The 26725-nt window shown below is 34.3% G+C and carries 24 protein-coding genes and 2 rRNA genes; 25 read left to right on the forward strand and 1 reads right to left on the reverse strand.

Annotated elements, in window-relative coordinates:
- From RWO76_RS04435 to RWO76_RS04485, 11 genes are all read left to right on the forward strand, one after another.
- A 23S ribosomal RNA gene (locus tag RWO76_RS04435) occupies nucleotides 1-1095 on the forward strand; the annotation flags it as partial.
- A gap of 74 nt (nucleotides 1096-1169) precedes the next feature.
- A 5S ribosomal RNA gene (rrf, locus tag RWO76_RS04440) occupies nucleotides 1170-1285 on the forward strand.
- A gap of 81 nt (nucleotides 1286-1366) precedes the next feature.
- Entirely contained in the window at nucleotides 1367-2035 is a 669-nt protein-coding gene (locus RWO76_RS04445) for a hypothetical protein (protein ID WP_314354481.1), read from the forward strand.
- Nucleotides 2036-2243: 208 nt separating this feature from the next.
- The gene (locus tag RWO76_RS04450; RefSeq protein ID WP_314349616.1) at nucleotides 2244-3005 is read left to right on the forward strand and encodes an AAA family ATPase; all 762 of its coding nucleotides are present in this window, start codon (nucleotides 2244-2246) and stop codon (nucleotides 3003-3005) included.
- Nucleotides 2998-3900 carry a ParB/RepB/Spo0J family partition protein gene (locus RWO76_RS04455; RefSeq protein ID WP_314354482.1) on the forward strand — a complete coding sequence of 301 codons (903 nt, stop codon included), beginning with the start codon at nucleotides 2998-3000 and terminating at the stop codon, nucleotides 3898-3900. The genes RWO76_RS04450 and RWO76_RS04455 overlap by 8 nt, the downstream gene beginning before the upstream one ends.
- Nucleotides 3901-3911: 11 nt before the next feature.
- On the forward strand, nucleotides 3912-4115 hold the full coding sequence (locus RWO76_RS04460; protein WP_314354483.1) for a DUF951 domain-containing protein: 204 nt from the start codon (nucleotides 3912-3914) through the stop codon (nucleotides 4113-4115).
- A gap of 18 nt (nucleotides 4116-4133) precedes the next feature.
- Nucleotides 4134-5234 carry a redox-regulated ATPase YchF gene (ychF, locus tag RWO76_RS04465; protein ID WP_006703933.1) on the forward strand — a complete coding sequence of 367 codons (1101 nt, stop codon included), beginning with the start codon at nucleotides 4134-4136 and terminating at the stop codon, nucleotides 5232-5234.
- A gap of 27 nt (nucleotides 5235-5261) precedes the next feature.
- Entirely contained in the window at nucleotides 5262-5939 is a 678-nt protein-coding gene (locus RWO76_RS04470) for a DUF1129 family protein (RefSeq protein ID WP_314354484.1), read from the forward strand.
- A gap of 105 nt (nucleotides 5940-6044) precedes the next feature.
- Entirely contained in the window at nucleotides 6045-7868 is a 1824-nt protein-coding gene (locus tag RWO76_RS04475) for a DUF2207 domain-containing protein (protein WP_314354485.1), read from the forward strand.
- A 33-nt stretch (nucleotides 7869-7901) separates the two neighbouring features.
- Nucleotides 7902-8606 (forward strand): O-methyltransferase, encoded by a 705-nt coding sequence (locus RWO76_RS04480; protein ID WP_314354486.1) that lies wholly within the window; start codon nucleotides 7902-7904, stop codon nucleotides 8604-8606.
- A gap of 161 nt (nucleotides 8607-8767) precedes the next feature.
- Nucleotides 8768-9784: a glycosyltransferase family A protein gene (locus tag RWO76_RS04485; RefSeq protein ID WP_314354487.1), complete on the forward strand. Its 1017-nt coding sequence runs from the start codon at nucleotides 8768-8770 to the stop codon at nucleotides 9782-9784.
- 64 nt (nucleotides 9785-9848) lie between these two features.
- Here RWO76_RS04485 and RWO76_RS04490 read toward each other — a convergent pair whose 3' ends face one another.
- A complete protein-coding gene (locus tag RWO76_RS04490) occupies nucleotides 9849-10802 on the reverse strand; it encodes an SIALI-17 repeat-containing surface protein (protein WP_314354488.1) in 954 nt (317 codons plus the stop codon).
- A 122-nt stretch (nucleotides 10803-10924) separates the two neighbouring features.
- Here RWO76_RS04490 and glf point away from each other — a divergent pair, with 122 nt between their 5' ends.
- From glf to RWO76_RS04560, 14 genes are all read left to right on the forward strand, one after another.
- Nucleotides 10925-12037 (forward strand): UDP-galactopyranose mutase, encoded by a 1113-nt coding sequence (gene glf / locus RWO76_RS04495; RefSeq protein ID WP_314354489.1) that lies wholly within the window; start codon nucleotides 10925-10927, stop codon nucleotides 12035-12037.
- Nucleotides 12038-12434: 397 nt separating this feature from the next.
- A complete protein-coding gene (locus RWO76_RS04500; RefSeq protein ID WP_314354490.1) occupies nucleotides 12435-13478 on the forward strand; it encodes a PTS sugar transporter subunit IIC in 1044 nt (347 codons plus the stop codon).
- 117 nt (nucleotides 13479-13595) lie between these two features.
- On the forward strand, nucleotides 13596-14528 hold the full coding sequence (locus RWO76_RS04505; protein WP_314354491.1) for a LysR family transcriptional regulator: 933 nt from the start codon (nucleotides 13596-13598) through the stop codon (nucleotides 14526-14528).
- A 24-nt stretch (nucleotides 14529-14552) separates the two neighbouring features.
- Complete coding sequence (locus RWO76_RS04510) at nucleotides 14553-16265, forward strand: phospho-sugar mutase (RefSeq protein ID WP_314354492.1); 1713 nt, start codon at nucleotides 14553-14555, stop codon at nucleotides 16263-16265.
- Between the two features lie 383 nt (nucleotides 16266-16648).
- Nucleotides 16649-18124 (forward strand): nicotinate phosphoribosyltransferase, encoded by a 1476-nt coding sequence (locus RWO76_RS04515; protein WP_314354493.1) that lies wholly within the window; start codon nucleotides 16649-16651, stop codon nucleotides 18122-18124.
- A gap of 22 nt (nucleotides 18125-18146) precedes the next feature.
- A complete protein-coding gene (gene nadE / locus RWO76_RS04520) occupies nucleotides 18147-18974 on the forward strand; it encodes an ammonia-dependent NAD(+) synthetase (RefSeq protein WP_314354494.1) in 828 nt (275 codons plus the stop codon).
- A 153-nt stretch (nucleotides 18975-19127) separates the two neighbouring features.
- Nucleotides 19128-19835: a glucosamine-6-phosphate deaminase gene (locus RWO76_RS04525; RefSeq protein ID WP_314354495.1), complete on the forward strand. Its 708-nt coding sequence runs from the start codon at nucleotides 19128-19130 to the stop codon at nucleotides 19833-19835.
- Nucleotides 19836-19893: 58 nt separating this feature from the next.
- Nucleotides 19894-20586 carry a phosphoglycerate mutase gene (locus RWO76_RS04530; protein ID WP_314354496.1) on the forward strand — a complete coding sequence of 231 codons (693 nt, stop codon included), beginning with the start codon at nucleotides 19894-19896 and terminating at the stop codon, nucleotides 20584-20586.
- A gap of 240 nt (nucleotides 20587-20826) precedes the next feature.
- Nucleotides 20827-21507, forward strand: a complete 681-nt coding sequence (locus RWO76_RS04535; RefSeq protein ID WP_006703947.1) for an N-acetylmannosamine-6-phosphate 2-epimerase — start codon at nucleotides 20827-20829, stop codon at nucleotides 21505-21507.
- 26 nt (nucleotides 21508-21533) lie between these two features.
- Nucleotides 21534-23039: a PTS transporter subunit EIIC gene (locus RWO76_RS04540; protein WP_314354497.1), complete on the forward strand. Its 1506-nt coding sequence runs from the start codon at nucleotides 21534-21536 to the stop codon at nucleotides 23037-23039.
- A 120-nt stretch (nucleotides 23040-23159) separates the two neighbouring features.
- Entirely contained in the window at nucleotides 23160-23990 is an 831-nt protein-coding gene (locus RWO76_RS04545; protein ID WP_314354498.1) for a MurR/RpiR family transcriptional regulator, read from the forward strand.
- A gap of 173 nt (nucleotides 23991-24163) precedes the next feature.
- Nucleotides 24164-24898, forward strand: a complete 735-nt coding sequence (locus RWO76_RS04550) for a metal ABC transporter ATP-binding protein (RefSeq protein WP_314354499.1) — start codon at nucleotides 24164-24166, stop codon at nucleotides 24896-24898.
- Nucleotides 24891-25721 carry a metal ABC transporter permease gene (locus tag RWO76_RS04555; RefSeq protein WP_314354500.1) on the forward strand — a complete coding sequence of 277 codons (831 nt, stop codon included), beginning with the start codon at nucleotides 24891-24893 and terminating at the stop codon, nucleotides 25719-25721. Before RWO76_RS04550 ends, RWO76_RS04555 begins: the two co-directional genes overlap by 8 nt.
- A complete protein-coding gene (locus RWO76_RS04560) occupies nucleotides 25718-26668 on the forward strand; it encodes a metal ABC transporter substrate-binding protein (RefSeq protein WP_314354501.1) in 951 nt (316 codons plus the stop codon). Before RWO76_RS04555 ends, RWO76_RS04560 begins: the two co-directional genes overlap by 4 nt.
- The last annotated feature ends 57 nt before the right edge of the window (nucleotides 26669-26725 follow it).

Below are 26725 nucleotides of genomic sequence, written 5' to 3' on the forward strand. Positions count from 1 at the left end.
CGAAAGATGACGTATAGGGGCTGACGCCTGCCCGGTGCTGGAAGGTTAAGAGGAGAGGTTAGCGCAAGCGAAGCTTTGAATTGAAGCCCCAGTAAACGGCGGCCGTAACTATAACGGTCCTAAGGTAGCGAAATTCCTTGTCGGGTAAGTTCCGACCCGCACGAAAGGCGTAACGATTTGGGCACTGTCTCAACGATGGACTCGGTGAAATTATAGTACCTGTGAAGATGCAGGTTACCCGCGACAGGACGGAAAGACCCCATGGAGCTTTACTGTAGTTTGATATTGAGTGTTTGTGTGACATGTACAGGATAGGTAGGAGCCGAAGAGATGGGAACGCCAGTTTCCAAGGAGGCAATGGTGGGATACTACCCTTGTTACATGAACCCTCTAACCCGCACCTAGAAGCAAGGTGGGAGACAGTGTCAGACGGGCAGTTTGACTGGGGCGGTCGCCTCCTAAAATGTAACGGAGGCGCCCAAAGGTTCCCTCAGAATGGTTGGAAATCATTCGAAGAGTGTAAAGGCAGAAGGGAGCTTGACTGCGAGACCAACAAGTCGAGCAGGGACGAAAGTCGGGCTTAGTGATCCGGTGGTACCGTATGGAAGGGCCATCGCTCAACGGATAAAAGCTACCCTGGGGATAACAGGCTTATCTCCCCCAAGAGTTCACATCGACGGGGAGGTTTGGCACCTCGATGTCGGCTCATCGCATCCTGGGGCTGAAGTCGGTCCCAAGGGTTGGGCTGTTCGCCCATTAAAGCGGTACGCGAGCTGGGTTCAGAACGTCGTGAGACAGTTCGGTCCCTATCCGTCGCGGGCGTTGGAAATTTGAGAGGAGCTGTCCTTAGTACGAGAGGACCGGGATGGACACACCGCTGGTGTACCAGTTGTTCTGCCAAGAGCATCGCTGGGTAGCTATGTGTGGACGGGATAAACGCTGAAAGCATCTAAGCGTGAAGCCCCCCTCGAGATGAGATTTCCCATCATTTTAAGTGAGTAAGACCCCTGAGAGACGATCAGGTAGATAGGCTAGGAGTGGAAGTGCCGTGAGGTATGGAGCGGACTAGTACTAATCGGTCGAGGACTTAACCAAGGTTGAAGGTGAATGAGGAAGAGTTTGGATATAGATTCAGTTTTGAGAGAGCGAGAGCTTTTTCAAGAGAGAAGTGTGGTGACGATGGCAAGAAGGATACACCTGTTCCCATCTCGAACACAGAAGTTAAGCTTCTTAGCGCCGATAGTAGTTGGGGGTTTCCCCCTGTGAGGGTAGGACGTTGCCACGCTTCAGATTAGAAGGAGAATTTCTGGAAGGAAATTCTCTTTTTTTGTATACTATTTTTATAAACGATATTGGAGAATATGACATGAAAAAAGCAAATTTTTGGATGACTTGTTTACTAGGAGTTTTTCTAGTAGGCTGTAGCAAAGTAGTTGAAGATAAAGGTTTACAAGATAAATTAGTACAACAAGAAACACAAGTTCAAAATTATCATTTAACATTAAAACAAAATGAAGTAAAGAAAAAAGATGTAACAAGTTCGACTCAAGTTATTGCTAATGCTTCTGTTTGGAGTGATGGTACAGGCTTTGGAACTCGAATTGATAAAACAGATGGCAAAGCTACCAATCAAATTGAAGTGATTAGTGAAGGTAGTAAAGGAGCTATCCGTTATTATCAAGATAAATGGGAGCCAACTATTTCTGCTCAATCAAGCTTACAAAATGTTATAGGATTTTCGTATCACAGCGTATTACAACTAGCTCAAGATTTGTCAAATATTGCTACTTGGCAGTCAGATGGAAGTTTTGAATATCAAGGTAGTGATTCTGTTGTACGATTAGCATTAGCTTCTATGAATATTCAAGTTCATGAGAATACAAAAATTACGGTGAAAATGAAAGCTGATGTTAAGACAAACTTAATTCAAAGTTTCTCATTAATGTTAAATGAAGAAGACGAAACGATTCAAAAAACTTACGAAGTGATTTTTAATGGAATAAATCAACAGCATAAAAAAGAATTACCACTATAGTAAGTTTCAAGTTACGAATAAATTAGTTAAAAAGATATTTCATGTTTCAATGGATTTCCTAGGAAAAGACTACTCATATTCCTGTTTTTTTGTTACAATAGGAATGGATAAATTTAAAGATTTGCGAGAAATGGAAAAACATTTTGTAGACATGCGAGAGGGAGAATGCTTGCATTCTCCTTTTTTTATGAAGATTGGAGGTAAGACAATGGGAAGAATTATTTCAGTTGCGAATCAAAAAGGTGGAGTTGGTAAGACAACAACAACTGTCAGTTTAGCAGCTTCCCTAGCAAAACTTGGTCAAAAAGTTTTAATTATTGATAGTGACCCTCAAGGTAATGCAACTAGTGGGTTAGGGGTGCAAAAAGCTGAGTTAGCTTATGATGTTTATGATGTTATTGTAAACGAAGTGAATGTTCATGAAGTAATTGTACCTACAACACGTGAAAATTTAATGATAGTACCTTCAACTATTCAGTTGGCAGGAGCTGAAATTGAATTAACAAATCAGACACATCGTGAGCAAAGATTGAAACAAGCATTAACAACGATTCGTGATGAATATGATTATATTTTTATAGATTGTCCACCTTCTTTAGGACATTTAACAATGAACGCTTTTACTGCTAGTGATACTGTTTTAATTCCCGTGCAATGTGAATATTATGCATTAGAAGGATTATCACAATTGATGAATACTATTACGATGGTTCGTAAACACTTCAATCCACAATTAAAAATTGAAGGTGTTTTACTAACAATGTTTGATGCACGAACAAACTTAGGTAATGAAGTAAAAGATGATGTCATCAAATATTTCAGAGAAAAAGTTTACCGTACCATTATTCCGAGAAATGTTCGTTTATCAGAAGCACCAAGTTATGGACAAGCCATTGTGGACTATGATCCTCGTTCAAGAGGAGCAGAAGTTTATCTCGAATTAGCAAAGGAAGTGTTATCAAATGGTTAAAAATCAAAAATCAAAAGGCCTAGGTCGTGGAATTGATGCACTTTTTGGTGGGAATTTTGATAGTATAGAAAATTTAGAAAAAGTAGATACAACGAATGAAACGGTTGAAGAAATTTCCATTAGTGAAATTCGTCCAAATCCGTATCAACCTCGAAAAGATTTTAATGAAGAAGCTTTACAAGAATTAGCAACTTCCATTCGTGAACAAGGAGTTTTTCAACCAATTATCGTCCGTAAATCGAGTATTAAAGGCTATGAACTAGTAGCAGGAGAAAGAAGATTACGAGCTTCTAAACTTGCTGGAAAAGAAACTATTCCAGCGATTATTCGTGAATATAGCGAAGAAATTATGATTCAAGTAGCTGTTGTCGAAAATTTACAAAGGGAAGATTTACGACCAATTGATGAAGCGTTAGCATATAAATCTTTAATGGATGCATTAAAATTAAACCAAGAAGAAGTAGCAAAAAAAATTGGTAAAAGTCGCCCATATATTGCCAACTTTCTTCGATTATTATCATTACCATTAGAAGTGCAAACACAATTACAAGAAGGTCAATTATCAGTAGGGCATGCTCGTGCTTTATTAGGTTTGAAAAAAGCGGATAAAATTATTCCTTTATCTAAAAAAGTAATTGAAGAAGGAATGACGGTTCGAGCGCTAGAAGAATTGATTCAAACAATGAATGAGCCTGTTGAAAAAGTGAAGAAAATCAAAACAATTCAACAAAAACCAGCGTATATTGTCGAATCAGAAGAACGATTAATGGATAAATTTGGAACATCTGTCCAAATCACTCCGAAAGGAGAACGTGGGAAAATCGAGATTGAATACCTTTCTCAAAAAGATTTAACTCGTATTTTAGATGTATTAGAAATTGAATTAGATGATTAGGAGTGAATAGAATGGCAGTAGTGGAATATGGACTTGGGGATTGTGTCGAAATGAAAAAACCTCATGCATGTCAAACCAATTCATGGACGATCATTCGAATGGGAATGGATATTCGTATCAAATGTAATCATTGTGGGCAAATGGTCTTAATGCCAAGACGTGAATTTGAACGCAAAATGAAAAAAGTAACTTTGAAGAAAGAAAATAATGAATAGAAAGAGTGTGAAAAATACATGGCGTTAACAGCAGGAATCGTTGGATTACCAAACGTTGGGAAATCAACATTATTTAATGCAATTACAAAAGCAGGAGTAGAGGCAGCAAACTATCCGTTTGCGACGATTGACCCAAACGTTGGTGTAGTAGAAGTTCCGGATGAAAGACTTCAAAAATTAACAGAATTAGTAAAACCTAAAAAGACAGTTCCAACAACATTTGAATTTACGGATATTGCAGGGATTGTAAAAGGTGCTAGCCGTGGGGAAGGTTTAGGAAATAAATTCTTAAGCCACATTCGTCAAGTAGATGCAATTTGCCAAGTTGTTCGTTGCTTTGAAGATGAAAATATTACACACGTTGCTGGTAAAGTAGATCCAATTGCGGATATTGAAACAATTAATTTAGAATTAGTATTAGCAGATTTAGAATCAGTTGATAAAAGAATTGCTCGTGTTGCTAAAATTGCTAAAACAAAAGATAAAGATGCAGTTGCCGAATTAGCAGTTTTAGAAAAAATTAAACCAGTATTAGAAGATGGTCAATTAGCACGTACAATTGAATTTACAGATGAAGAATTACCAATCGTGAAAGGTTTGTTCTTATTAACGACAAAACCTATGTTATATATTGCCAATATTTCAGAAGATGATGTTGCAGAAGGTGGACATAATCAATATGTTCAATTAGTAGAAGAATATGCTGCAAAAGAAGATGCAGAAGTAGTCGTTATTTGTGCACGGGTAGAAGAAGAAGTAGCTGAATTAGAAGAAGAAGAAAAACAAGTTTTCTTAGAAGAAATGGGAATTGAAACTTCAGGTTTAGATATTTTAATTCAAAAAGCTTACCATTTATTAGGATTAGCCACTTATTTCACTGCTGGAGAACAAGAAGTTCGTGCTTGGACTTTCCGTAGAGGAATGAAAGCTCCACAATGTGCTGGAATTATTCACTCTGATTTTGAAAGAGGATTTATTCGAGCTGAAACAGTAGCATATGCAGACTTATTAGAATTTGGTAGTATGGGTGCTGCAAAAGAAAATGGAAAAGTTCGTCAAGAAGGAAAAGAGTATATCGTACAAGATGGCGATGTTATGCTTTTCAGATTTAACGTATAATCATCATATCTTGTGGGGGATTGAATCATGACAGAAAATCAAACTGAAGTAAAAAAAGTCGATATTGCTACATTACGTAGTCAATTAACGAAAAAAAATGAACAATATATTTTACAATTAGAACGTTCACTAAAAGAAGCTCAAGTTTCTAAAGCAAAAATCACTTCAACTTTAGAAGAAATGCTTCCTGTTTTAGTAGAAAATCAGAAAAAAGGTTTAACAGCTCGCCAATTATTTGGTACTGTAACACAACAAACACAATCTGTATTAGAAGGACCTAAAAAAGATCCAACGGTGAAATCACCAGATTGGCAAATTGCTGTAGATGGTGGATTAATGGTCGGAGGATTCTTCGCATTAATTGCTGGAATTACTTTATTCTTAAATCCAGAACAATCAGAAGCAATGGGAGTTATTTCCTTAATCATGAACTTTGTTGTAGGTGGTTTAGCGTTGTTAGTTTTATCTAAAGTAACTCCAGATATTAATCAACCAAAAGGAAAACGTGGTTATATTCGTTATTTAGTTGTTAGCTCATTAGTGATGCTAGCATGGTTAGTTCTTGTAATGGGTACACAATTCTTGATTCCAACAAGTATTAACTATGTTTTTCCAGCCATCGTTTACTTATTTATTGGTTCGGGTGCACTTGTTTTAAAATGGTATTTGAAAAAAACATTGGATATTCGAGGCGGTATTTTATAAGCAAATTTTTGATGATTTATAGTTAATGAGACTTGATTAGGATAATGGAAGTGGGAGTAGAAAACTGTTATTTCATCCCACTTTCAATGTATCGGAGGGAATATAATGAAACCATTACGAAAAATAATAGTAATGATTATGTTTTTAATGCTACCTCTATTTATTTTTACTTCAACAATTGAAGCTAAAAGTTTAGAAGTAACAAAATATAATATCGATGTTGATGTAAGACCAAATGGGGATGTTCGTTTTAAAGAAGAAATGACCTTTACTGCAAATGGAAGTTACAATGGTATTTTTTATAATTTAGATTATTTTGGAGAAAAAGAACCAAAAGATGTAACCGTTGATTTTAAAACAAGCGATGGAGAAGTTGTTACATTATTAAAAAGTGATACAGGGCATAATAGCACTTATTTAACAGAAACTCTTGGACCTTTATTGAAGTTTAAGGTATTCTTACCTTTCTCAGATAGTTCGAGAACCGTTGTTTTTAATTATACAATTCCACAATTGATTAAAAATTATAAAGATACAGCGGAATTAAATCGCAGAGTAGTTGGACAAGAGTGGGAAGTTACGCAAAAAAATATTTATGTTCACGTTAGTTTACCAGGCGCTGCAACAAAAGAAACATTAAGAGCTTGGGGACATGGCGGAATTGGTGGTAAGGTAGAAATTGATCCGGATTACAAAGGGGTTACATTTACCGTTAAGAAAAATGAACCAAAGAGTTTTGTAGAAACGCATATGGTATTTCCTGTAGAATTAACAAAAGATAATCCTGTGACAAACGATTTTAACGCTTTTGCTGCAATTGTAGACAGAGAAGAGCAATTAGTAAAAAGAGATCAAGAGGAACGTTCTGTAAAATGGGGTGTAGCAGGTCTTGGTGGATTACTCAGTTTAGTTGCTTTAGGCTGGGCATGGGTGAAAGGGTATTTAGCCGATAAAAAGCGTCTTGAAAAAGTACCGTTTGTACCAGAACATTTATATGAATTGCCAGAAGATTTGACACCAGCCATTATGTCTGCAGCAATCTATGATGGTGTAACGATCGATGATTTTAGTGCAACGATAATGGATTTAGTACGTAAAAAAGTTCTAACGATGACGAGTGAAGAACCTTATATTTTAGAGTTGAAACAACATTCGTATCATTTACTACCACATGAACAATTAGCTTTAGATATTTTATTTAAAAAAATTGCTAAAGGAAACACTTTAGACTTAGAGTTAGTTTCTGAATTTGCAGAGAATTGCCCAGGAAGATATACGGATATGCTAGATAATTGGTATGAAAAAGTAGATGATGCTGCTGATGAATATAGTGTTTATCGTTTCGAGGAGGGAGAAACTGCTCCAAAAGCCGTTGGTGCAAATCTTTTAGGGATAGCAGGATTTCTTCTGTTTGTGGGTAGTGTATTTTGGGCTACTAAGAATCTATTCCTGACAATTGTTGCAGGGATTATTAGTTTTATTATTTATCTTGTAACAGTTCGTTTTAGTAAATCAAATGCTCTACAAAGAAGCTTAAAAGGTGAATATGAATATCGTCGTTGGGAAGCATTTCGTCAAATGTTAATGGATATTTCTAGTTTAGATAGAGCTGATTTACCAAGTATTCAAATCTGGGATCATTTATTAGTTTATGCCATTTCTTTAGGAGTTGCTGAACAAGTCATAGAAGTATTAGAAGAAAAGTTCCCTGATTGGATTCAAGAAAGTGTATTCTATTCACCAACCTATGGTTGGCAAATGGCTGTCTATAATGAGATTCTACAGGATTCATTCACTGATAGTTATCTTTCGGCAGTGGATGAAATTAGTTCAAGTTCAGATTCATCAAATAGCGGTGGATTTGGAGGAGGATTTAGTGGCGGTAGTTCGTTTGGATCTGGTGGCGGATCCGGCGGTGGAGGTTTCTAATTTCCTCATGATAAATCGATAAAAGGAGTAAGCATGTTAAATGAAATGATGTTTCGACCAGTCGTTAAACCTGAAGTGGTCGAATATATGAGAAAAAGTCAACGTTTCTTTCCTGGTAAATTAGGAGAGTTAGAACAAATGGCGAATGATTTAGGAATTCCAATTATTCCTCATGAAACAGCGGTTTATTTGGATTTCTTATTAGGACTGTATCGTCCGACTCATATTTTAGAAATTGGAACGGCTATTGGTTTTTCTGCTAGTTTAATGGCGCAATATGTACCCAAAGGCGGTTCTGTGACAACGATTGACCGATATGAATTAATGTATTCAAGAGCAAAAGAGAATTTTAAAAAATTAGGCATTGATGATGTTGTGACTCAAATTGAAGGGGACGCAGCACATGTGTTGCCAACTTTAGAACAACAATATGACTTTATTTTTATGGACAGTGCAAAAGCGAAATATATTGAATTTTTCCCTCATTGTATGCGAGTTTTAAAAACAGGTGGCGTACTTGTGGTAGATGATATTTTCCAAGGTGGAACAATTTTACAAGATGAAAGTGAAATTCCAAGAAAAGTTCGAAAAATTCATCGCCGTCTAAACTTATTTTTAGACTTTGTTCAAAAAGATGAAGCGTTGAAATCCACTCTAGTTCCATTAGGAGATGGTATTATTATGATTCAAAAGTTAGAAGAAAAAGATTATCTTCCAATAATTGAAGCATTATTATAAAAATAGACTCTTTCTTTTCTATGAAGGTAGGAAAGAAAGAGTTTTTAATGTTTTATAAAGAGAAAAGTGCAGATTAGAATAAACTGTATATTTTATTGACAAAAAGGATATAAAAAATGGTAGAATAGATAAAAGAAATAAAATCTTGAAAGGACTTAGAAATGAAATTACTAACAATAGCAGTTCCTTGTTATAATTCACAAGAATATATGCATTACTGTATTCAATCATTAGTGACAGGTGGCGATTTAGTAGAGGTCTTAATTATTAATGATGGATCAAGTGATAATACACAAATAATTGCAGAAAAGTTTGAACAACAATATCCAGGCATTGTCCGTGCGATTTCTCAAGAAAATAAAGGGCATGGGGGTGCTGTAAATACAGGGATGCAACACGCAACTGGGAAATATTTTAAAGTTGTGGATAGCGATGATTGGGTCGATGTTCGAGCTTATTTAAAAATTTTAGAACATCTACAACGATTAGAAGAAGCACAAGAAGATGTGGATGTAGTCATTACAAACTTTGTTTATGAAAAAGAACAAGCTCGAAGAAAGAAAATTATGAAATATCAATCTTCCTTCCCAGAAAATAAAGTGTTCACTTGGGATGATGCAAAGCCACTTCGAAAAGGTAAGTATATGATGATGCATTCTTTAATGTATCGATTAGATATTTTAAAACAATCAAAGTTACAATTACCAGAACATACTTTTTATGTAGATAATTTATTTGTGTTTATTCCACTACAATATTGTAAGAAATTGTATTATATCAATGTTGACTTTTATCGTTACTTTATCGGACGAGAAGATCAATCCGTTAATGAACAAGTGATGATTCGCAGAATTGATCAACAAATTAAAGTGAATCAATTATTGATGAAAGCTTATCATAGTGATTGGGAATTTCCAAAAGTTTTAAATGATTATTTATTGAATCATTTAGAAATTACAACCTTGATTTCATGTGCTTTACTCAATAAAGCAGGTGAAACGGAACACCAAGAGAAAAAGAAAGCTTTATTAGAAACATTAAAAGAAACTAATGCAACAGTTTATAAAGAGATTCGAAAAAATGTGATTAGTAAAATTGCGATGAACGACAATGCACCGGCTAGACAAATGTCGAATTTGATTTATACTGTGACTCAAAAAATAGTTGGATTTAATTAGAATAGAAAATCCCCAACGATTGGACTGCTTTCCAATCGTTGGGGATTTTGATTTGTTGTTTTAATTATGAACTACTTTGAGTAGTAGGTTCAGTTTCAGTCGTTGTAGTAGGTTCAGGTTCGGTTTCAGGTTCAGTTGAAGTTCCTGCAGTAGTTTCAACTGAAGAAGATTCAAAAATTGGTTCTTCCATAGTAACTTCAATTGAAGGTTTGTCATGAATTGGAGCTTCATTTGGAACTACACCACCTTTAAATTCAGGTTTTTCATGCACCTCTGGCATACCAGGTACACCACCATTGAATTCAGGTTTCTCATTCACTTCAGGCATACCAGGTACACCACCATTAAATTCAGGTTTCTCATTCACTCCAGGCATACCAGGTACTCCACCATTGAACTCGGGTTTGTCGAATACTAAAGGGTTACCTTTACTAGTTTCGAATTTAGTAGTTTCACTTGAGTTTGGAATAATAATATAACCAACTAAACAATGTTCTTTAGTAGGAACAAATGTAGTAACTAGAGCAGGTGTTACTTTTGTTTCAGTTTCTGCCATAACATTTCTTAAATTATAAAGCGATGTTACAGAAGTTGTAAGGAATAGTACCATCCATACTTTTTTCTTATGATATTTAATCATAAGAAAGGCTAAAACAACTAATATTCCGGCAGTTAAAACAACCGCAACTGATTTATGTGTACCTGTTTGTGGTAGTGATTGTTTTACTTGAGCTTTCATAGCAGTTGTATGTGTTATTGAACTATCAGGAGTACTTTTAGTTGTTTTCTCTGGTTCGTCTGGTAATGTACAGTGTTGTTTTGAATAAACAAGAGTATAAGTAGTATTATCTTTTGGTAATTCTTCTTCAGAATTTACTTGGATAATATTTTTTATTTGCTCTTGATTTAATCTTTCTAATTCGACAGCGTTTGGAGTTTGAGCATAAATTGAATCATTTAAACCACTAAACAATGCTGTTGTTAGAAATATAGCTAATAAAAACAGTTTTTTTATCATAATGTCCTCCTTTTAATACATATAATATTTTAAGGAAAATATGAAGCGGTGTCAAGGTGCTATATTTGATAAATTATGTTAAAATAAATCTAATATAATATATTTTAAAGGAGAAGAAAAATATGACATTTGATTATTTAGTAGTAGGTGCAGGTTTGTTTGGAGCAACTTTTGCACGTGAAGCTGCTAATCGAGGATTTAAAGTAAAAGTAATTGAAAAACGTTCGCATATTGCAGGGAATATTTATACAAAAGAGGTTGAAGGAATTCAAGTTCATCAATATGGAGCACACATTTTCCATACAAGTGATAAAAGAATTTGGGATTACGTGCACCAATTTGCTACATTTAATCGCTATACCAATACTCCTGTTGCGAATTTTAATGGTGAGATTTATAACTTACCATTTAATATGAATACATTTAATAAATTATGGGGTGTTGTTACTCCACAAGAAGCAGCAGCTAAAATTGAAGAACAAAGAGCTGTATTAAAAGGAAAAACGCCTGAAAACTTGGAGGAACAAGCCATCTCTTTAGTTGGAGAAGATGTCTACTATAAATTGATTAAAGGCTACACTGAAAAACAATGGGGACGTTCTGCTACAGTATTACCAGCCTTTATTATTCGTCGATTACCTGTTCGATATACGTATGACAATAATTATTTCAACGACACTTATCAAGGGATTCCAATTGGTGGATATACTCAAATGGTTGAAAATATGTTAAATCATGAAAACATTGAAGTAGAATTAAATATTGATTTCTTTGAAAAAAAAGAAGAGTATTTACAAAGCGGCGTTAAAATTATTTTTACTGGAATGATTGATGAATTTTTCAATTATGAATTGGGAACTTTAGAATATCGTAGTTTACGTTTTGAAACAGAGGTGTTAGACGTAGATAACTTCCAAGGAAATGCGGTTGTGAATTATACGGATCGTGAAACTCCATATACACGTATTATTGAACATAAACATTTTGAGTTTGGAGCACAAGAGAAGACAGTTATTACTAAAGAATATCCGTCAGATTGGGAAAAAGGGCAAGAGCCGTATTATCCAGTTAATAATCAACAAAATAATGATTTATATTCTCAATATAAAAAGTTAGCGCAAACAGTACCTCAAGTAATCTTTGGAGGACGTTTAGGTCAATATCGTTATTATGATATGCACCAAGTGATTGCAGCAGCATTAGAAGTAGTCAAACAAGAATTTAATGAAAAATAATAAACAAGGAGGACGTTTTCTAGAACGCCTCCTTGTTTTGAAATTATCGACTTTTTAAGTGTGGTATTTTCATAAGTTGCAAAAAATGAAAATATTGAATGAAACATGAAAGAAATGATTGATTAGATTGAAATGAATTGTTATAATCGTGACACAATCGTTCTTTATCATTTGATAGAGATTGATTATTTTAATGAAGAAGTGGTAAGAAAAGGTAAGGAATATAGACTTCCAACAGCTTGTTCTATCTTTTAACATCATGGATTCGTTGTAAAGAGCAAAGTATGAAAGCTCATTAATAAAAGGTAGAGAAAGTGTAGAAAATGATTTGTGAAATGTTTCTAAAAAGTTTCAAAAGCTTTTATAAAGGAGTAGACAAAAAGAAAGAAGGGGTTATATGGAAGCTCAAGAAAAAATGACTGCAAAAGTCTTTATGAACAAAATCTTACAAGGAACTGCATTAGGGGTAATTATCGGTTTAATTCCAAACGCTGTATTATCTGCAATTTTAAAATATTTTAGTCAATATCCATTAGCAGTTCAAATTACACAAATTGCTGTAATTTTCCAATTAGCAACACCATTAATTATTGGTGCATTAATTGCTTTACAATTTGGTTTTAAACCAATGCCAATGATGGTGACAGCAGGAGCAAGTTTTGTTGCATCAGGTGTCGTGAAATTCAATCCAGAACTAGGAAAATATGTTGGAGCAGGTACTGGAGACTTAATTAATACAATGTTAACAGCTGCAATTGCGGTATTAGCATTAATGTGGATTAAAGATAAATTCGGTTCTACAGCCGTAGTTGCGATGCCAATCGTTGTTGGTGTAGGTGCTTCATTTATCGGTTTACAATTATTACCATTCGTTGCGAAATTAACAGCTGCAATTGGAGCGGTTATTAATGAATTCACTCACTTGCAACCAATTTTAATGTCTATTTTAATTGTATGTTCGTTTGCATTCTTAATTATTTCACCAATTTCAACAGTTGCAATTGGTTTAGCGATTCAATTAAATGGTGTGTCTGCAGGGGCTGCTGCAATGGGGGTTGCTGTTACAGCGGTAGTATTAGTTGTTCATTCATGGAAAGTGAATAATTCAGGAGTAACTTTAGCGATTGCTTTAGGAGCTATGAAATTAATGATGCCAAACTTATTTAAGTATCCAATTATTTTAGTTCCAACATTAACAACAGCTGTTATTTCTGCAATTCCAGTTGCGTTCTTTCAAGTTAGTGGTACTCCTCAATCTGCTGGTTTTGGTTTAGTAGGTTTAGTAGGACCTCTAGCTTCTATCGATGCAGGATTAAGCATTACTTTAGCAGTTGTTGCTTGGTTAGTTGTACCAGTTGTTGCAGCACTAGCAACTAAATTTGTTTATGAAAAAATGTTGAAATTATACGATTCAAATGTGGTATTTAAATTTCAACAATAAATGACTTTAAAAAAACTGAGCTTTAAGCTCAGTTTTTTTTATTTGCGGAAACTATAGGGTAGCATGAAATTAAAATCTCATTTATAATAAAGATAAGATGGCAAAAGGAGAAAAAATATGCGTATTCAACAATTAATTTATTTAGAAAAAATTGCAGAAAAAGGATCCATTAATGAAGCCGCAAAAGATTTATTTTTAACTCAACCAAGTCTATCAAATGCCATGAAAGATTTAGAGCAAGAAATGAATATTCAATTATTAGTTCGGCATAAAAATGGAGTTTCTTTAACTGAAGAAGGGCGAGAGTTTTTAGTATATGCTAGACAAGTATTGGATCAAGTAAATTTGATGGAAGAAAAATATAAACGTAAAACAAAACGGAAACGTGATTTCTCAGTTTCAGCACAGCACTATGCGTTTGTCGTTCACGCTTTCGTTGAATTAATCCGCCAAGAAGCAGGTGATGAATATCAATTTACGTTAAGAGAAACAGAAACTCAAAATATTTTAGAAGACTTAATGAAATTCAAAAGTGAGTTAGGAATTTTATATTTAAATAATTTTAATCGCCAGGTCATGAAAAAATTATTTAAAGAGAAAAATTTAGAATTTACGCCATTATTTACAGCAAAACCTCACGTATTTATTAGTAGAGAAAATCCATTAGCTTCTCAATCTAGTATTACACTAGAAGAATTAGAAGACTATCCTTACTTATCTTATGAACAAGGAGAAGAAAATTCCTTCTATTTTGCTGAAGAGATTTTAAGTACAATGGAACATAAGAAGAGTATTAAAGTAAGTGATCGTGCAACAATTTTTAATTTAATGGTCGGGTTAAATGGTTATACGATTAGCTCGGGAATTATTAGTAGTGAATTAAATGATGATAAAATTGTGGCAATTCCATTAGCGATTGAAGATGAATTAGAAATTGGATATTTAAAACATCATCAAATGGAATTATCACCTGTGGCACATATCTTTTTAGAATTATTAATTACTCACATTCGTGGATATGGATTTGAAGTAGCAACGGTATTAGAATAAAAATGTTTAAAGGAGAATAATGATATGAGTTGGCAAGATATTGCATTAAAATGGGAAAAGTTCGAAGGTTTAGAAGATTATTTAAAAACACAATTAGAGAACTTTTCTGAAAAAGAAAAAGAAGAAGCATTTTACGCTCCATTAGAATTTGGAACAGCAGGAATGCGTGGAATTGTTGGCCCTGGGATTAATCGTATGAATATTTATACGGTTCGTCAAGCGACAGAAGGGTTAGCGCGATTAATTGAAACATACGGAGAAGAAGCGAAAAAACGTGGGGTAGCAATTGCTCATGATTCACGTCATTTCTCTCCTGAATTTGCATTAGAATCTGCAAAAGTTTTAGTAAAACATGGAATTAAAGCTTATGTATTTGAAGATTTAAGACCAACACCTGAATTGTCTTATGCGGTACGTCACTTGCATACATTTGCAGGAATTATGATTACAGCTAGTCATAATCCAGCTGCCTATAATGGGTATAAAGTATACGGTGAAGATGGAGGACAAATGCCTCCAAAAGATGCAGATGCTTTAACAGAATTTGTTCGCCAAGTTGAAAATCCATTAGCAGTAGACGTGGTGACAAAAGAAGAATTAGAACAATCAGCATTATTTGAATGGATTGGTGAAGCAGTAGATGCTGCTTATTTAGAAGAAATTAAATCAGTTTCTGTAAATCCAGCTTTATTATCTAATACAAAAGACTTATCAGTTGTTTATACTCCATTACATGGAACAGGATTAATGTTAACAAAACGTGCATTAGATCAAGCTGGATTTACAGGATTACATGTTGTATCTAAACAAGCTACTCCAGATGGAGACTTCACAACTGTAAAATCTCCAAACCCTGAAGAAGCAGGTGCATTTGAATATGCGATTCGTTTAGGAGAAGAAACAAAAGCAGATGTATTATTAGCAACAGACCCAGATGCAGATAGAATGGGTGCTGCTGTTCGTCAACCAGATGGAACTTACCAAGTCATTACTGGGAACCAAATTGCAGCGATTTTATTAGATTATTTATTATTTGCTCATCAAAAAGCAGGAACATTACCAGCGAATGCAGCTACTGTAAAATCAATTGTATCTAGTGAATTACCAACAGTCATTGCAGAACATTATGGTGCAAAAATGGTAAATGTATTAACTGGGTTCAAATTTATTGCAGAACAAATTAAAAATTATGAAGAAACAAATGCTCACACATTTATGTTTGGATTTGAAGAAAGTTATGGATATTTAGTTCAACCATTTGTCCGTGATAAAGATGCGATTCAAGCAGTGTTATTATTAACGGAAGTAGCAGCTCACTTTAAGAGTGAAGGAAAAACTTTATATGATGGTCTTCAAGCTTTATATGAAAAATATGGTTATTTCTTAGAAAAAACAATTTCTGTAACGGTTCAAGGATTAGAAGGCCCTGCTAAAATCAAAGCTTTATTAGATGGATTACGTAAAGAAGTTCCTTCTAACTTTGGTGGCATTAAAGTATCAGTCGCTCAAGATTTTGCAGTGAACCAACAAGTAGATGCCCAAGGTGTTACTTCTGAAATTGGCTTGCCAACTTCAAATGTATTGAAATATATTTTAGAAGATGGTTCATGGATTGCAGTAAGACCAAGTGGAACAGAACCTAAAATTAAGTTCTACATGGGTGTGAAAGCTGCTACTCAAGAAGAAGCAGAAGAAAAACTAGCAAAATTCCAAAAAGATTTAGATGCTTACATTTAAAGTGAAAAATTAGAATGAGACTTCTCTGAAGTGGCAAGGAACGGTAGGTTTTATAGCCTTGAGTTTAAAGTTACTGTGAGAAGTCTTTTTATGTACGATACATACATTTCCTCGTAACGGAATTTTTAGGATTTTTTCTTAAAAACTCTTGCTACTTTGTGAAAAGAGGAGTAAACTAATAGTAGAAAGAATACATTGATAAATAAAGAGATTAGATAAAATAGTTTATTTATTTTGAAGGTATTTAAGTGTGGAAATGATGGTTGAAAGAGGGACTAGGCAACTAGTCCCTTTTGCCATAAAAAGAGTTTGGAAAGTTTGTACAAACTATGAAAACTGGTGTACAATAAATGTAATTATAATGAAAAGAGGGTTATGGAACCATGAAATTCCGTTATCATGATGATAGTTTAACGCTACATACTGATTTGTATCAAATTAATATGATGAAGACTTATTGGGAAACAGGTCTTCATGAGAAAAAAGCGATTTTTGAAGCATATTTTAGAAAGTTACCTTTTGAAAACGGGTATGCGATTTTTGCAGGATTAGAACGTTTAGTTCACTATATTGAAGATTTAACATTTAGTCCAACAGATTTAGACTATTTAAGAAGTTTAGAGATTTATCCAGAAGAATTTTTAGACTATTTGAAAAACTTTAAATTTAAAGGGAATATTCATTCTGCTGTTGAAGGAGAATTAGTATTTGCAAATGAGCCATTAGTTCAAGTAGAAGGAAGCCTTGCAGAATGCCAACTAATTGAAACAGCTCTATTAAATATTATTAATTTCCAAACACTTATTGCGACAAAAGCTTCTCGTATTCGTACTGTAGCAGGAGATGATCCTGTATTAGAATTTGGAACAAGACGAGCACAAGAGTTAGATGCAGCATTATGGGGAACAAGAGCGGCGTATATTGGGGGCTGTAATGCAACAAGTAATGTTCGAGCAGGAAAAATGTTTGGAATTCCTGTTTCTGGAACTCATGCGCATTCTCTAGTCCAAGCGTATCGTGACGATTATGAAGCCTTTAAGGCTTATGCTTCTAGCCACCGTGATTGTGTATTTTTAGTAGACACGTATGATATTTTACGTTCAGGTGTTCCAAATGCGATTCGAGTAGCGAAGGAATTTGGCGATAAAATTAATTTCTTAGGCGTTCGTATTGACAGTGGAGATATGGCGTATATGTCGAAAAAAGTTCGTCAACAATTAGATGATGCTGGCTTTACAGAAGCAAAAATTTATGCTTCAAGCGATTTAGATGAAAAAACAGTTTTGAACTTAAAAATGCAAGGTGCTAAAATTGATGTTTGGGGAATTGGAACACGTTTAATTACAGCTTATGATCAACCAGCCTTAGGTTGTGTTTATAAATTAGTAGCGATTGAAGATGAAAATGGTGAAATGGTTCCAACCGTAAAAATTTCTAATAATGCAGAAAAAGTTTCAACACCAGGTAAAAAACAAGTATGGCGTATTACTCGTAAGAGTGATGGAAAATCTGAAGGGGATTATGTTGCTCTATGGCATGAACGTCCTGATGAATTAGAAGAGTTATATATGTTCCATCCAGTATACACATATATTAATAAAACAGTAACGGATTTTGATGCTCGTCCAATTTTACAATCTATTTTTGAACAAGGGAAATTAGTTTATACATTACCTTCATTAAAAGAGATTAAAGCGTATAAAGATGAACGAGTTGAAGCGTTATGGGATGAATACAAACGTATCTTAAATCCAGAACAATATCCGGTTGACTTATCTACAGAAACATATCAACAAAAATTAGCTAGTATTGAAGCTATTCGTGCAGAAGTAAAAGAGAAAGCAAATCGTTTAGGTTAATCAGATAGAAAAGGAAAAAATCATGAGACCATTACAACAAAAAATTATTGAAACGTTAAAAGTACAACCGAAAATTGATGTTCAACAAGAAATTGAAAAAACGATTCAATTTTTAAAAGACTATTTAGTGAAACATCCTTTTTTAAAAGGTTATGTTTTGGGAATTAGTGGTGGGCAAGATTCTACTTTGGCTGGAAAATTAGCTCAGTTAGCGATTGATAAATTGAACCAAGAATATCCGGAAAAAGAGTATCGTTTTTACGCAGTTCGTCTACCTTATGGAATTCAAGCAGATGAACAAGATGCGATGGATGCCATTGAATTTATGCAAGCAAGCGATATATTGCGCGTGGATATTAAGCCTGCAGTGGATGCTTCTATGAATAGTATTACAAGTTTAGGATTACCGATTAGTGACTTTAATAAAGGAAATATTAAAGCAAGAGAACGTATGATTGCGCAATATGCGATTGCAGGGCAAACAGGATGTGCAGTGATTGGTACGGATCATGCAGCGGAATCTGTAACAGGCTTCTATACAAAATTCGGTGATGGTGGAGCAGATATTTTACCATTATGGCGATTAAATAAACGACAAGGACGTCAGTTATTAGAATATTTAGGAGCTCCAGAACATTTATATTTAAAACAACCAACGGCAGACTTAGAAGAAGAACGTCCATCCCTTCCTGATGAAGTAGCTTTAGGCGTGACGTATGAAGCAATCGATGATTATCTTGAAGGAAAAGAAATTTCAGAAAAAGATGCTCAAACCATTGAAAGTTGGTATATCAAATCAGAACATAAACGTCATTTGCCAATTACAATTTACGATGATTTTTGGAAATAATCTAAAAAGTAAAACTCTATTAGATAGGATGATTCCTAGTCTAATAGAGTTTTTTGTTTTGAAAATATTTGATTGAAAATTGGCGCTTAATATTTATTCTTTTGAAATTTTCTGTTACAATACTGGTAATGACAAGTTGAGGGAGGAAGCGTTATGGATATTAAAATTGTAAAAAATCAAGAAGAAGGCGCTAAAGTTGCATTTGAAGTTTTTAAAGAAGCTTATGAAAATGGAGCAAAAGTTTTTGGGTTAGCAACAGGTTCGAGTCCTCTTGGTTTATATGAAAAAATTCGACAAAGTTCATTAGATTTTTCGGATAGAGTATCGGTAAACTTGGATGAATATGCTGGTTTATCCAGTGAAGATGAACATAGTTATCATTATTTTATGAACGAACAATTATTTGCAGCAAAACCATTTTTAAAGAGCTATTTACCTGATGGTTTAGCAGAAGATATTGATGCTGAAGTGGAACGTTATGAAAAAATTTTACAAGATAATCCTGTTGATTTCCAATTATTGGGAATAGGGAGTAATGCCCATATTGGATTTAATGAACCGGGAACACCTTTTACACAAAGAACACATAAAGTAGCTTTAGCACAAGCAACCATTGAAGCGAATAAACGTTTCTTTGAACATGAAGAAGATGTACCAAGATATGCTTATTCAATGGGATTACAATCGATTATGGATGCAAAACAAATTCTATTAATTGCATTCGGGGAAAAGAAAGCAAAAGCGATTTTAAATACGGTAAAAGGAGACGTTACAATAGATGTTCCTGCTAGTATTTTACAGAAGCATCCAAATGTAACAATTATCGTTGATGAAGCTGCTGCAGCATTATTAAATAGATAATGAAATAGGGTATACATTTACTCGGGAAAAGGTTTAGAAGAAAAAGGAGAGCGATAAGATGGTAAAATTAGTTTTTGCTCGCCATGGCCAGTCAGAATGGAATAAGGCCAATCTCTTCACTGGTTGGGCGGATGTTGATTTGTCTGAAAAGGGGATTCAACAAGCGATTGATGCAGGAAAATTAATCAAAGAAGCAGGAATTGAATTTGATCAAGCCTATACTTCAGTGCTAAAACGTGCCATTAAAACAACGGATTTGGCGTTGGAAGCTTGTGATCAATTATGGATTCCTGTTGAAAAAACATGGCGTTTAAATGAACGTCATTATGGTGGATTAACGGGGAAAAATAAAGCAGAAGCCGCTGAAAAATTTGGAGATGAACAAGTTCATATTTGGCGTCGTTCTTATGATGTGTTACCTCCAAAAATGGATCGTGATGATGAATATTCCGCACATGGTGATCGTCGGTATGCAAAGCTGGATAATTCTGTAATTCCAGATGCAGAAAATCTTAAAGTGACATTGGAACGTGTACTTCCATTTTGGGAGGATAAAATTGCTCCAGATTTAAAAGCTGGTAAAAATGTTTTTATTGGAGCACATGGAAATTCTATCCGTGCGTTAGTAAAACATATTAAAAGATTATCAGATGATGAAATTATGGGAGTGGAAATTCCTAATTTTCCGCCATTAGTTTTTGAATTTGATGAAAACTTACATGTAGTTTCAGAATATTATTTAGGAAAATAATCTTCTAAATCTTTGAAACTGAATAGTGATACCCTTAGGACTTATCGATTAAACGGTAAGTCCTTCATTATTTTATATAATCTTAAAAAAATTGTGAAAGTAATTTCTAATTTTTAAGGAATTTGGATTGGAAAACAAAGAAATTTGAAAATACTTTCTAAAATGACGTCTAATATTGAAAATGCTTTCTGCTACAATTATACTAATAAATGTAAAGGCTTTTATAAAAAGAAAAGGAGGCTGAATATGAGTATTCAAGGGCAATTAATCGTATCTTGCCAAGCGTTGCCACATGAACCGTTGCATAGCGATTTTATTATGGCTCGTATGGCAGTCGCAGCAAAGGAAGGAGGAGCAAAGGGGATTCGTGCTAATTCTGTCATAGACATCAAAGCTATTAAAGAAGCAGTTGATTTACCTGTAATTGGAATTATTAAAAGAGATTATGATGATGCAGATGTCTATATTACAGCCACTATGAAAGAAGTGGATGAGTTAATGGAAGCTAAACCAGAAATTATTGCATTAGATGCAACGATTTCTAGTCGTCCTAATGGACAAACTTTAGATGAATTTTATCAAGAAATTCGTCAAAAATATCCAACTCAAAAATTAATGGCAGATTGTTCGACAGTTGAAGAAATGATTCATGCAGATGAATTAGGGTTCGACTATATCGGAAGTACATTAGTAGGATATACCAACCAAAGTAAAGGGGATAAAATTGAAGCAAACGATTTTGAAATTCTCCGTGAAGTCTTAAAGGTTATCAAACATCCACTCATTGCAGAAGGAAATATTGATACACCTGAAAAGGTAAAACGTGTACTTGAATTAGGGGCTTATAGTGTCGTTGTTGGATCAGCGATTACAAGACCTCAATTAATTACAAAAAAATTTGTAGATGCGATTCAATCATAAAAGGAAAATGATTAGGGGGAAACCATATGTTTAAAGTATTACAAAAAATTGGTAAAGCATTTATGTTGCCGATTGCTATTTTACCGGCAGCTGGTTTGTTATTAGGGATTGGTGGTGCACTGTCAAATCCAACGACAGTAGCAACTTATCCAGTGTTAAATAATAGTCTTTTACAAGCAATTTTCACAGTAATGAGTTCAGCAGGGGAAGTTGTATTTGCGAATTTAGCATTACTACTCTGTGTGGGCTTATGTATTGGTTTAGCAAAACGTGACAAAGGTACTGCTGCACTTGCTGGGGTAACTGGTTATTTTGTTATGACAGCAACAATCAAAGCGCTTGTTAAATTATATATGGCTGAAGGTGCTTCAATTGATACAGGTGTAGTTGGGGCTATCGTAGTAGGTTCTGTAGCAGTTTATTTACATAATCGCTATAGCAACATTCAATTACCTCAATTCTTAGGATTCTTTGGAGGTAGTCGTTTTGTTCCAATCGTTACTTCATTTGCTTCAATTGTAGTCGGAGGAATTTTCTTTGTAATTTGGCCTCCATTCCAACAATTATTAGTATCAACTGGTGGTTATATCTCACAAGCTGGTCCATTTGGAACATTCTTATATGGATTCTTAATGCGTCTATGTGGTGCAGTTGGTTTACACCATATGATTTACCCATTATTCTGGTATACAGAATTAGGAGGAGTTGAAGTTGTAGCAGGTCAAACTGTAGCAGGAGCTCAAAAAATCTTCTTTGCTCAATTAGCAGATCCAACACATGTTGGTCTATTTACTGAAGGAACTCGTTTCTTCGCAGGTCGTTTCTCTACAATGATGTTTGGTCTTCCAGCAGCCTGCTTAGCAATGTATCACTGTGTTCCAAAAGATCGTCGACCAAAATATGCTGGTTTATTCTTTGGGGTAGCTTTAACTTCATTCATTACTGGTATTACAGAACCAATCGAATTTATGTTCTTATTTGTAAGTCCAGTACTTTATGTTGTTCACGCATTCTTAGATGGTGTAAGCTTCTTTATTGCTGATATTCTAAATATTTCTATTGGTAATACATTCTCTGGTGGGGTTATCGACTTCACATTATTTGGGGTATTACAAGGAAACGATAAAACAAATTGGTTATTACAAATTCCATTTGGCTTAGTATGGAGTGTTTTATACTATGTTGTATTCAGATGGTTTATCGTTCAATTCAATGTTGCAACTCCAGGTCGCTTAGATGAAGAGTTAGTAGATGATGCACAACCTGTTGTAGAAACAAAAGATACATTAAAACAAGATAGCGTTCGTATTATTGAAGCTTTAGGTGGAGCAGAAAACATTGAAGATGTAGATGCATGTATTACTCGTTTACGTGTAGCAGTTCGTTCTGTAGATAAAGTAGATAAAGCAACTCTAAAATCTATCGGTGCAGTAGATGTACTAGAAGTAAATGGTGGAGTTCAAGCGATTTACGGTGCGAAAGCCATTCTTTATAAAAATAATATTAATGAAATTTTAGGAGTAGACGACTAATCGTTGTCTAAAACTATCAAGCTAGGGGATGAATGTCTCCTAGCTTTTTATTTTTTTGAAACACGAGAGATGAAAAATATGATACACTAGCAGTAATGAAAAGGTTAAGGGAGTAAAAACATGATATCTTTTGAGAAAAAAGTCACACCATTAATTGAATCGATTTATGATACATTAACCCCTAATGAAAAAACAATTGCGCAATATTTTTTAAAGCAAAGTTCAGCCGAAGAATCTTTGTCAGCTAGAGCCGTATCGGAAAGATTGTTTGTGTCAATTCCATCATTGACTCGTTTTGCGCAAAAATGTGGTTATAAAGGATACAGACAATTTATATATGACTTTCAAGAAAGTAAAAAAGAAGGAGAAGTCATCCATAATGATTTAACGAAAACAGTTTTGTCAGACTATGAAGAATTGTTGTCAAAATCTTTTTCATTAATTGACGAGAGTCAAGTCATTAAAGTGTGTGGATTATTGAACACTGCTAAACGAGTTTATATCTACGGTCAAGGAAGTTCGGGGTTAGCGGCTCATGAGATGAAGTTTCGATTTATGAGGTTAGGAATGATTTGTGAGGCAATTACGGATTTGCATACAATGCTTATGAATCGGGTACTTGTTGACGAGCAGTGTTTAGTCATTGGGATTTCAGTTTCTGCTAATGCAAGTGTAGTAGAGGCGGTACGTCAGGCGAAAAAACAAGGGGCAAAGACGGTTTTAATAACTTCAAAACGAAGTGAAGAAAATGAGAAAGTTTGTGACGAATTAGTATTAATTGCGATGAAAAACGCCTTAGATCAAGGTGGATTAATTTCTCCACAATTTCCAATTCTAGTGATGGTAGATATCTTTTATAGTTATTATAAAGAGATTGATAAAGATTATAAGCATCATTTGTTCTCTAATACATTAACCGCTTTAGGAGCAAAAGAAGATAAAAAAGAATAGGCTTAAAAGAGATAAAGAACATGAAAACGTTTTACTCTTTATCTTTTTTTATATAAAAATCGGAATTTTTCAAAAATATTTTGGAGTCCCTAAAAAACTCTTGACGAGAGAAAGTATTTAGGGTAACCTAATTATTGGCATAGGATTTATGAGAGAAAGAAGGAGGTAGATTCATGATTAAAGTCGAAAATCTGGGAGTATCTTACGCAATGCAGCCAGATGTTTTAAAAGATTGTCATGTAGAAGTAAATGGCCCAACGATTTTGGGAATTATTGGTCCTAATGGGGCAGGAAAATCTACTTTATTAAAAGCAATGCTAGGATTAATTCCGCATACGGGAAAAGTGACATTTGATGGAGAAGCAGTGAGTCAATCGCTAGGGAGAATTGCATACGTTGAACAAAAAAGTAATTTGGATTTTACATTTCCAATTACGATTCGTGAATGTGTAGCATTAGGAAAAACCGTAAAAATGAAACCATTTCAACGTTTAAACGCTCAAGATTGGAAAGATGTAGATGAGGCTATTGAAGAAGTTGGTTTAACAGAATTAGCCAATCGTCCAATAGGAGCATTATCGGGTGGACAATTCCAAAGGGTTTTATTGGCACGTTGTTTAGTCCAAAAAGCAGATTATATCTTCTTAGACGAACCATTTGTGGGAATTGATATGATGAGTGAAAAAGTGATTATGACTTTAATTCGTCAATGGAAAGAAGAAGGAAAGACTATTTTAATGGTGCATCATGATTTATCTAAAGTACGTGATTATTTTGATCAAGTGATTTTAGTAAATCGTGGAATTGTAGATAGTGGAAAAACTGAGGAAACATTTGTTCCTGAAAAAATTAGAAAAACTTACGGTGGAGAAGTTTTCGTAGCTCAAGGGGGACAAACTCATGAATAATTTTTTACAAGGATTAATGAATTATCATTTTGTGCAAAATGCATTAATTTCTTCCGTTTTAATTGGAGCCGTTGCCGGAATGATTGGATGTTTTATCATCCTTCGTGGAATGTCGCTAATGGGAGATGCGATTTCTCATGCGGTATTGCCAGGGGTAGCATTATCTTATATTGTTGGCGTTAATTTCTTCTTTGGAGCTTTAGCGTTTGGATTATTAGCGTCCTTTATTATTGCCTTTATTAATCGGAATAGTGTCGTAAAAAGTGATACTGCGATAGGAATTACCTTTAGTTCATTTTTAGCTTTAGGAATTATTTTAATCGGTGTTGCTAAAAGTTCGACAGACTTATTCCATATTTTATTCGGGAATATTTTAGCGGTACAAGATTTTGATTTATTGATTACAGCAATTGTGGGAGTATTTGTTTTTGTAACAATTATTTCTTACTTCAAAGAATTACAAGTAACGAGTTTTGACCCAGTTTTTGCTCGTTCAGCAGGATTGAATGTATCATTCTATCATTACTTATTGATGTTTCTTTTAGCACTAGTTTCGATTACAGCAATGCAAAGTGTCGGAACAGTTATGATTGTAGCGTTACTGATTACACCAGCAGCAACAGCTTATTTATATTCGAAGAGTTTAAAAACAATGTTAGCTTTATCAGCAATATTTGGATCACTTTCTTCGATTGTTGGTTTAGTAATCGGCTATACGTTTAATATTGCAGTAGGTTCAACCATTGTATTAACTGCTGCAGCATTCTTTGTGATTAGTTTTATTGTATCACCAAAACAAAGGGAAGGTAGGAAAAAAGCATGAAAATCGGGAAATTATTAACAGTCGGTTTATTATCATTAGTTGGTTTTGCAGGATGTACAAGTAATTCATCAACTACAACTACAACTACAACAAAAAGTAATGAACCTAAAAAAGTACAAGTAGTAGCAACAAACTCTATCATTTATGATATTACTAAAAATGTTGCTGGGGATTTAGCGGACATTCACAGTATTGTTCCAGTTGGACAAGATCCACACGAATATGAACCATTACCACAAGATGTACAAAAAATTCATGATGCAGATTTAATTTTCTATAATGGAATTAACTTAGAAAATGCAGATGATGCTTGGTTTACAAAAATGGTTAAAAATGCTGGTAAAGTAGCAGATAAAGACTACTTTGCAGTAAGTGATGGCGTTGATGTGATTTACCTTGAAGGAGAAAAAGAAAAAGGTAAAGAAGACCCTCACGCATGGTTAAACATCGAAAATGGTGTGATTTATGCTAAAAATATTGCAAAACAATTAATTGCAAAAGATCCAGAACATAAAGATACTTACCAAAAGAATCTTGATAAATATGTTGCTGAGTTGGATAAATTAGATAAAGACGCAAAAGAACGTCTTGCTAAAATTCCAGAAGAGAAAAAATTAATTGTTACAAGTGAAGGATGCTTCAAGTACTTCTCTAAAGCTTATGGAGTTCCATCAGCTTACATCTGGGAAATTAATACTGAAGAAGAAGGTACTCCTGAACAAACAACTCGTTTAGTTGAAATTCTTAAAAAATCTAAAGTTCCTTCATTATTCGTTGAATCAAGTGTTGACGAACGTCCAATGAAGACAGTTTCACAAGAATCAGGTAAGCCAATTTACTCAACAATCTTTACTGACTCAATTGCTGAAAAAGGTAAAGATGGGGACAGCTACTTAAGCATGATGAAATGGAACTTAACAAAAATTATTGAAGGTTTAGAAAAATAATTCGCAGTCTAATAGTATGGTGAGCTATAAAACTGCAAATAAGCCAGGGTTGAAAAC

This window comes from uncultured Granulicatella sp. (assembly GCF_963521425.1).
Taxonomy (GTDB): domain Bacteria; phylum Bacillota; class Bacilli; order Lactobacillales; family Aerococcaceae; genus Granulicatella.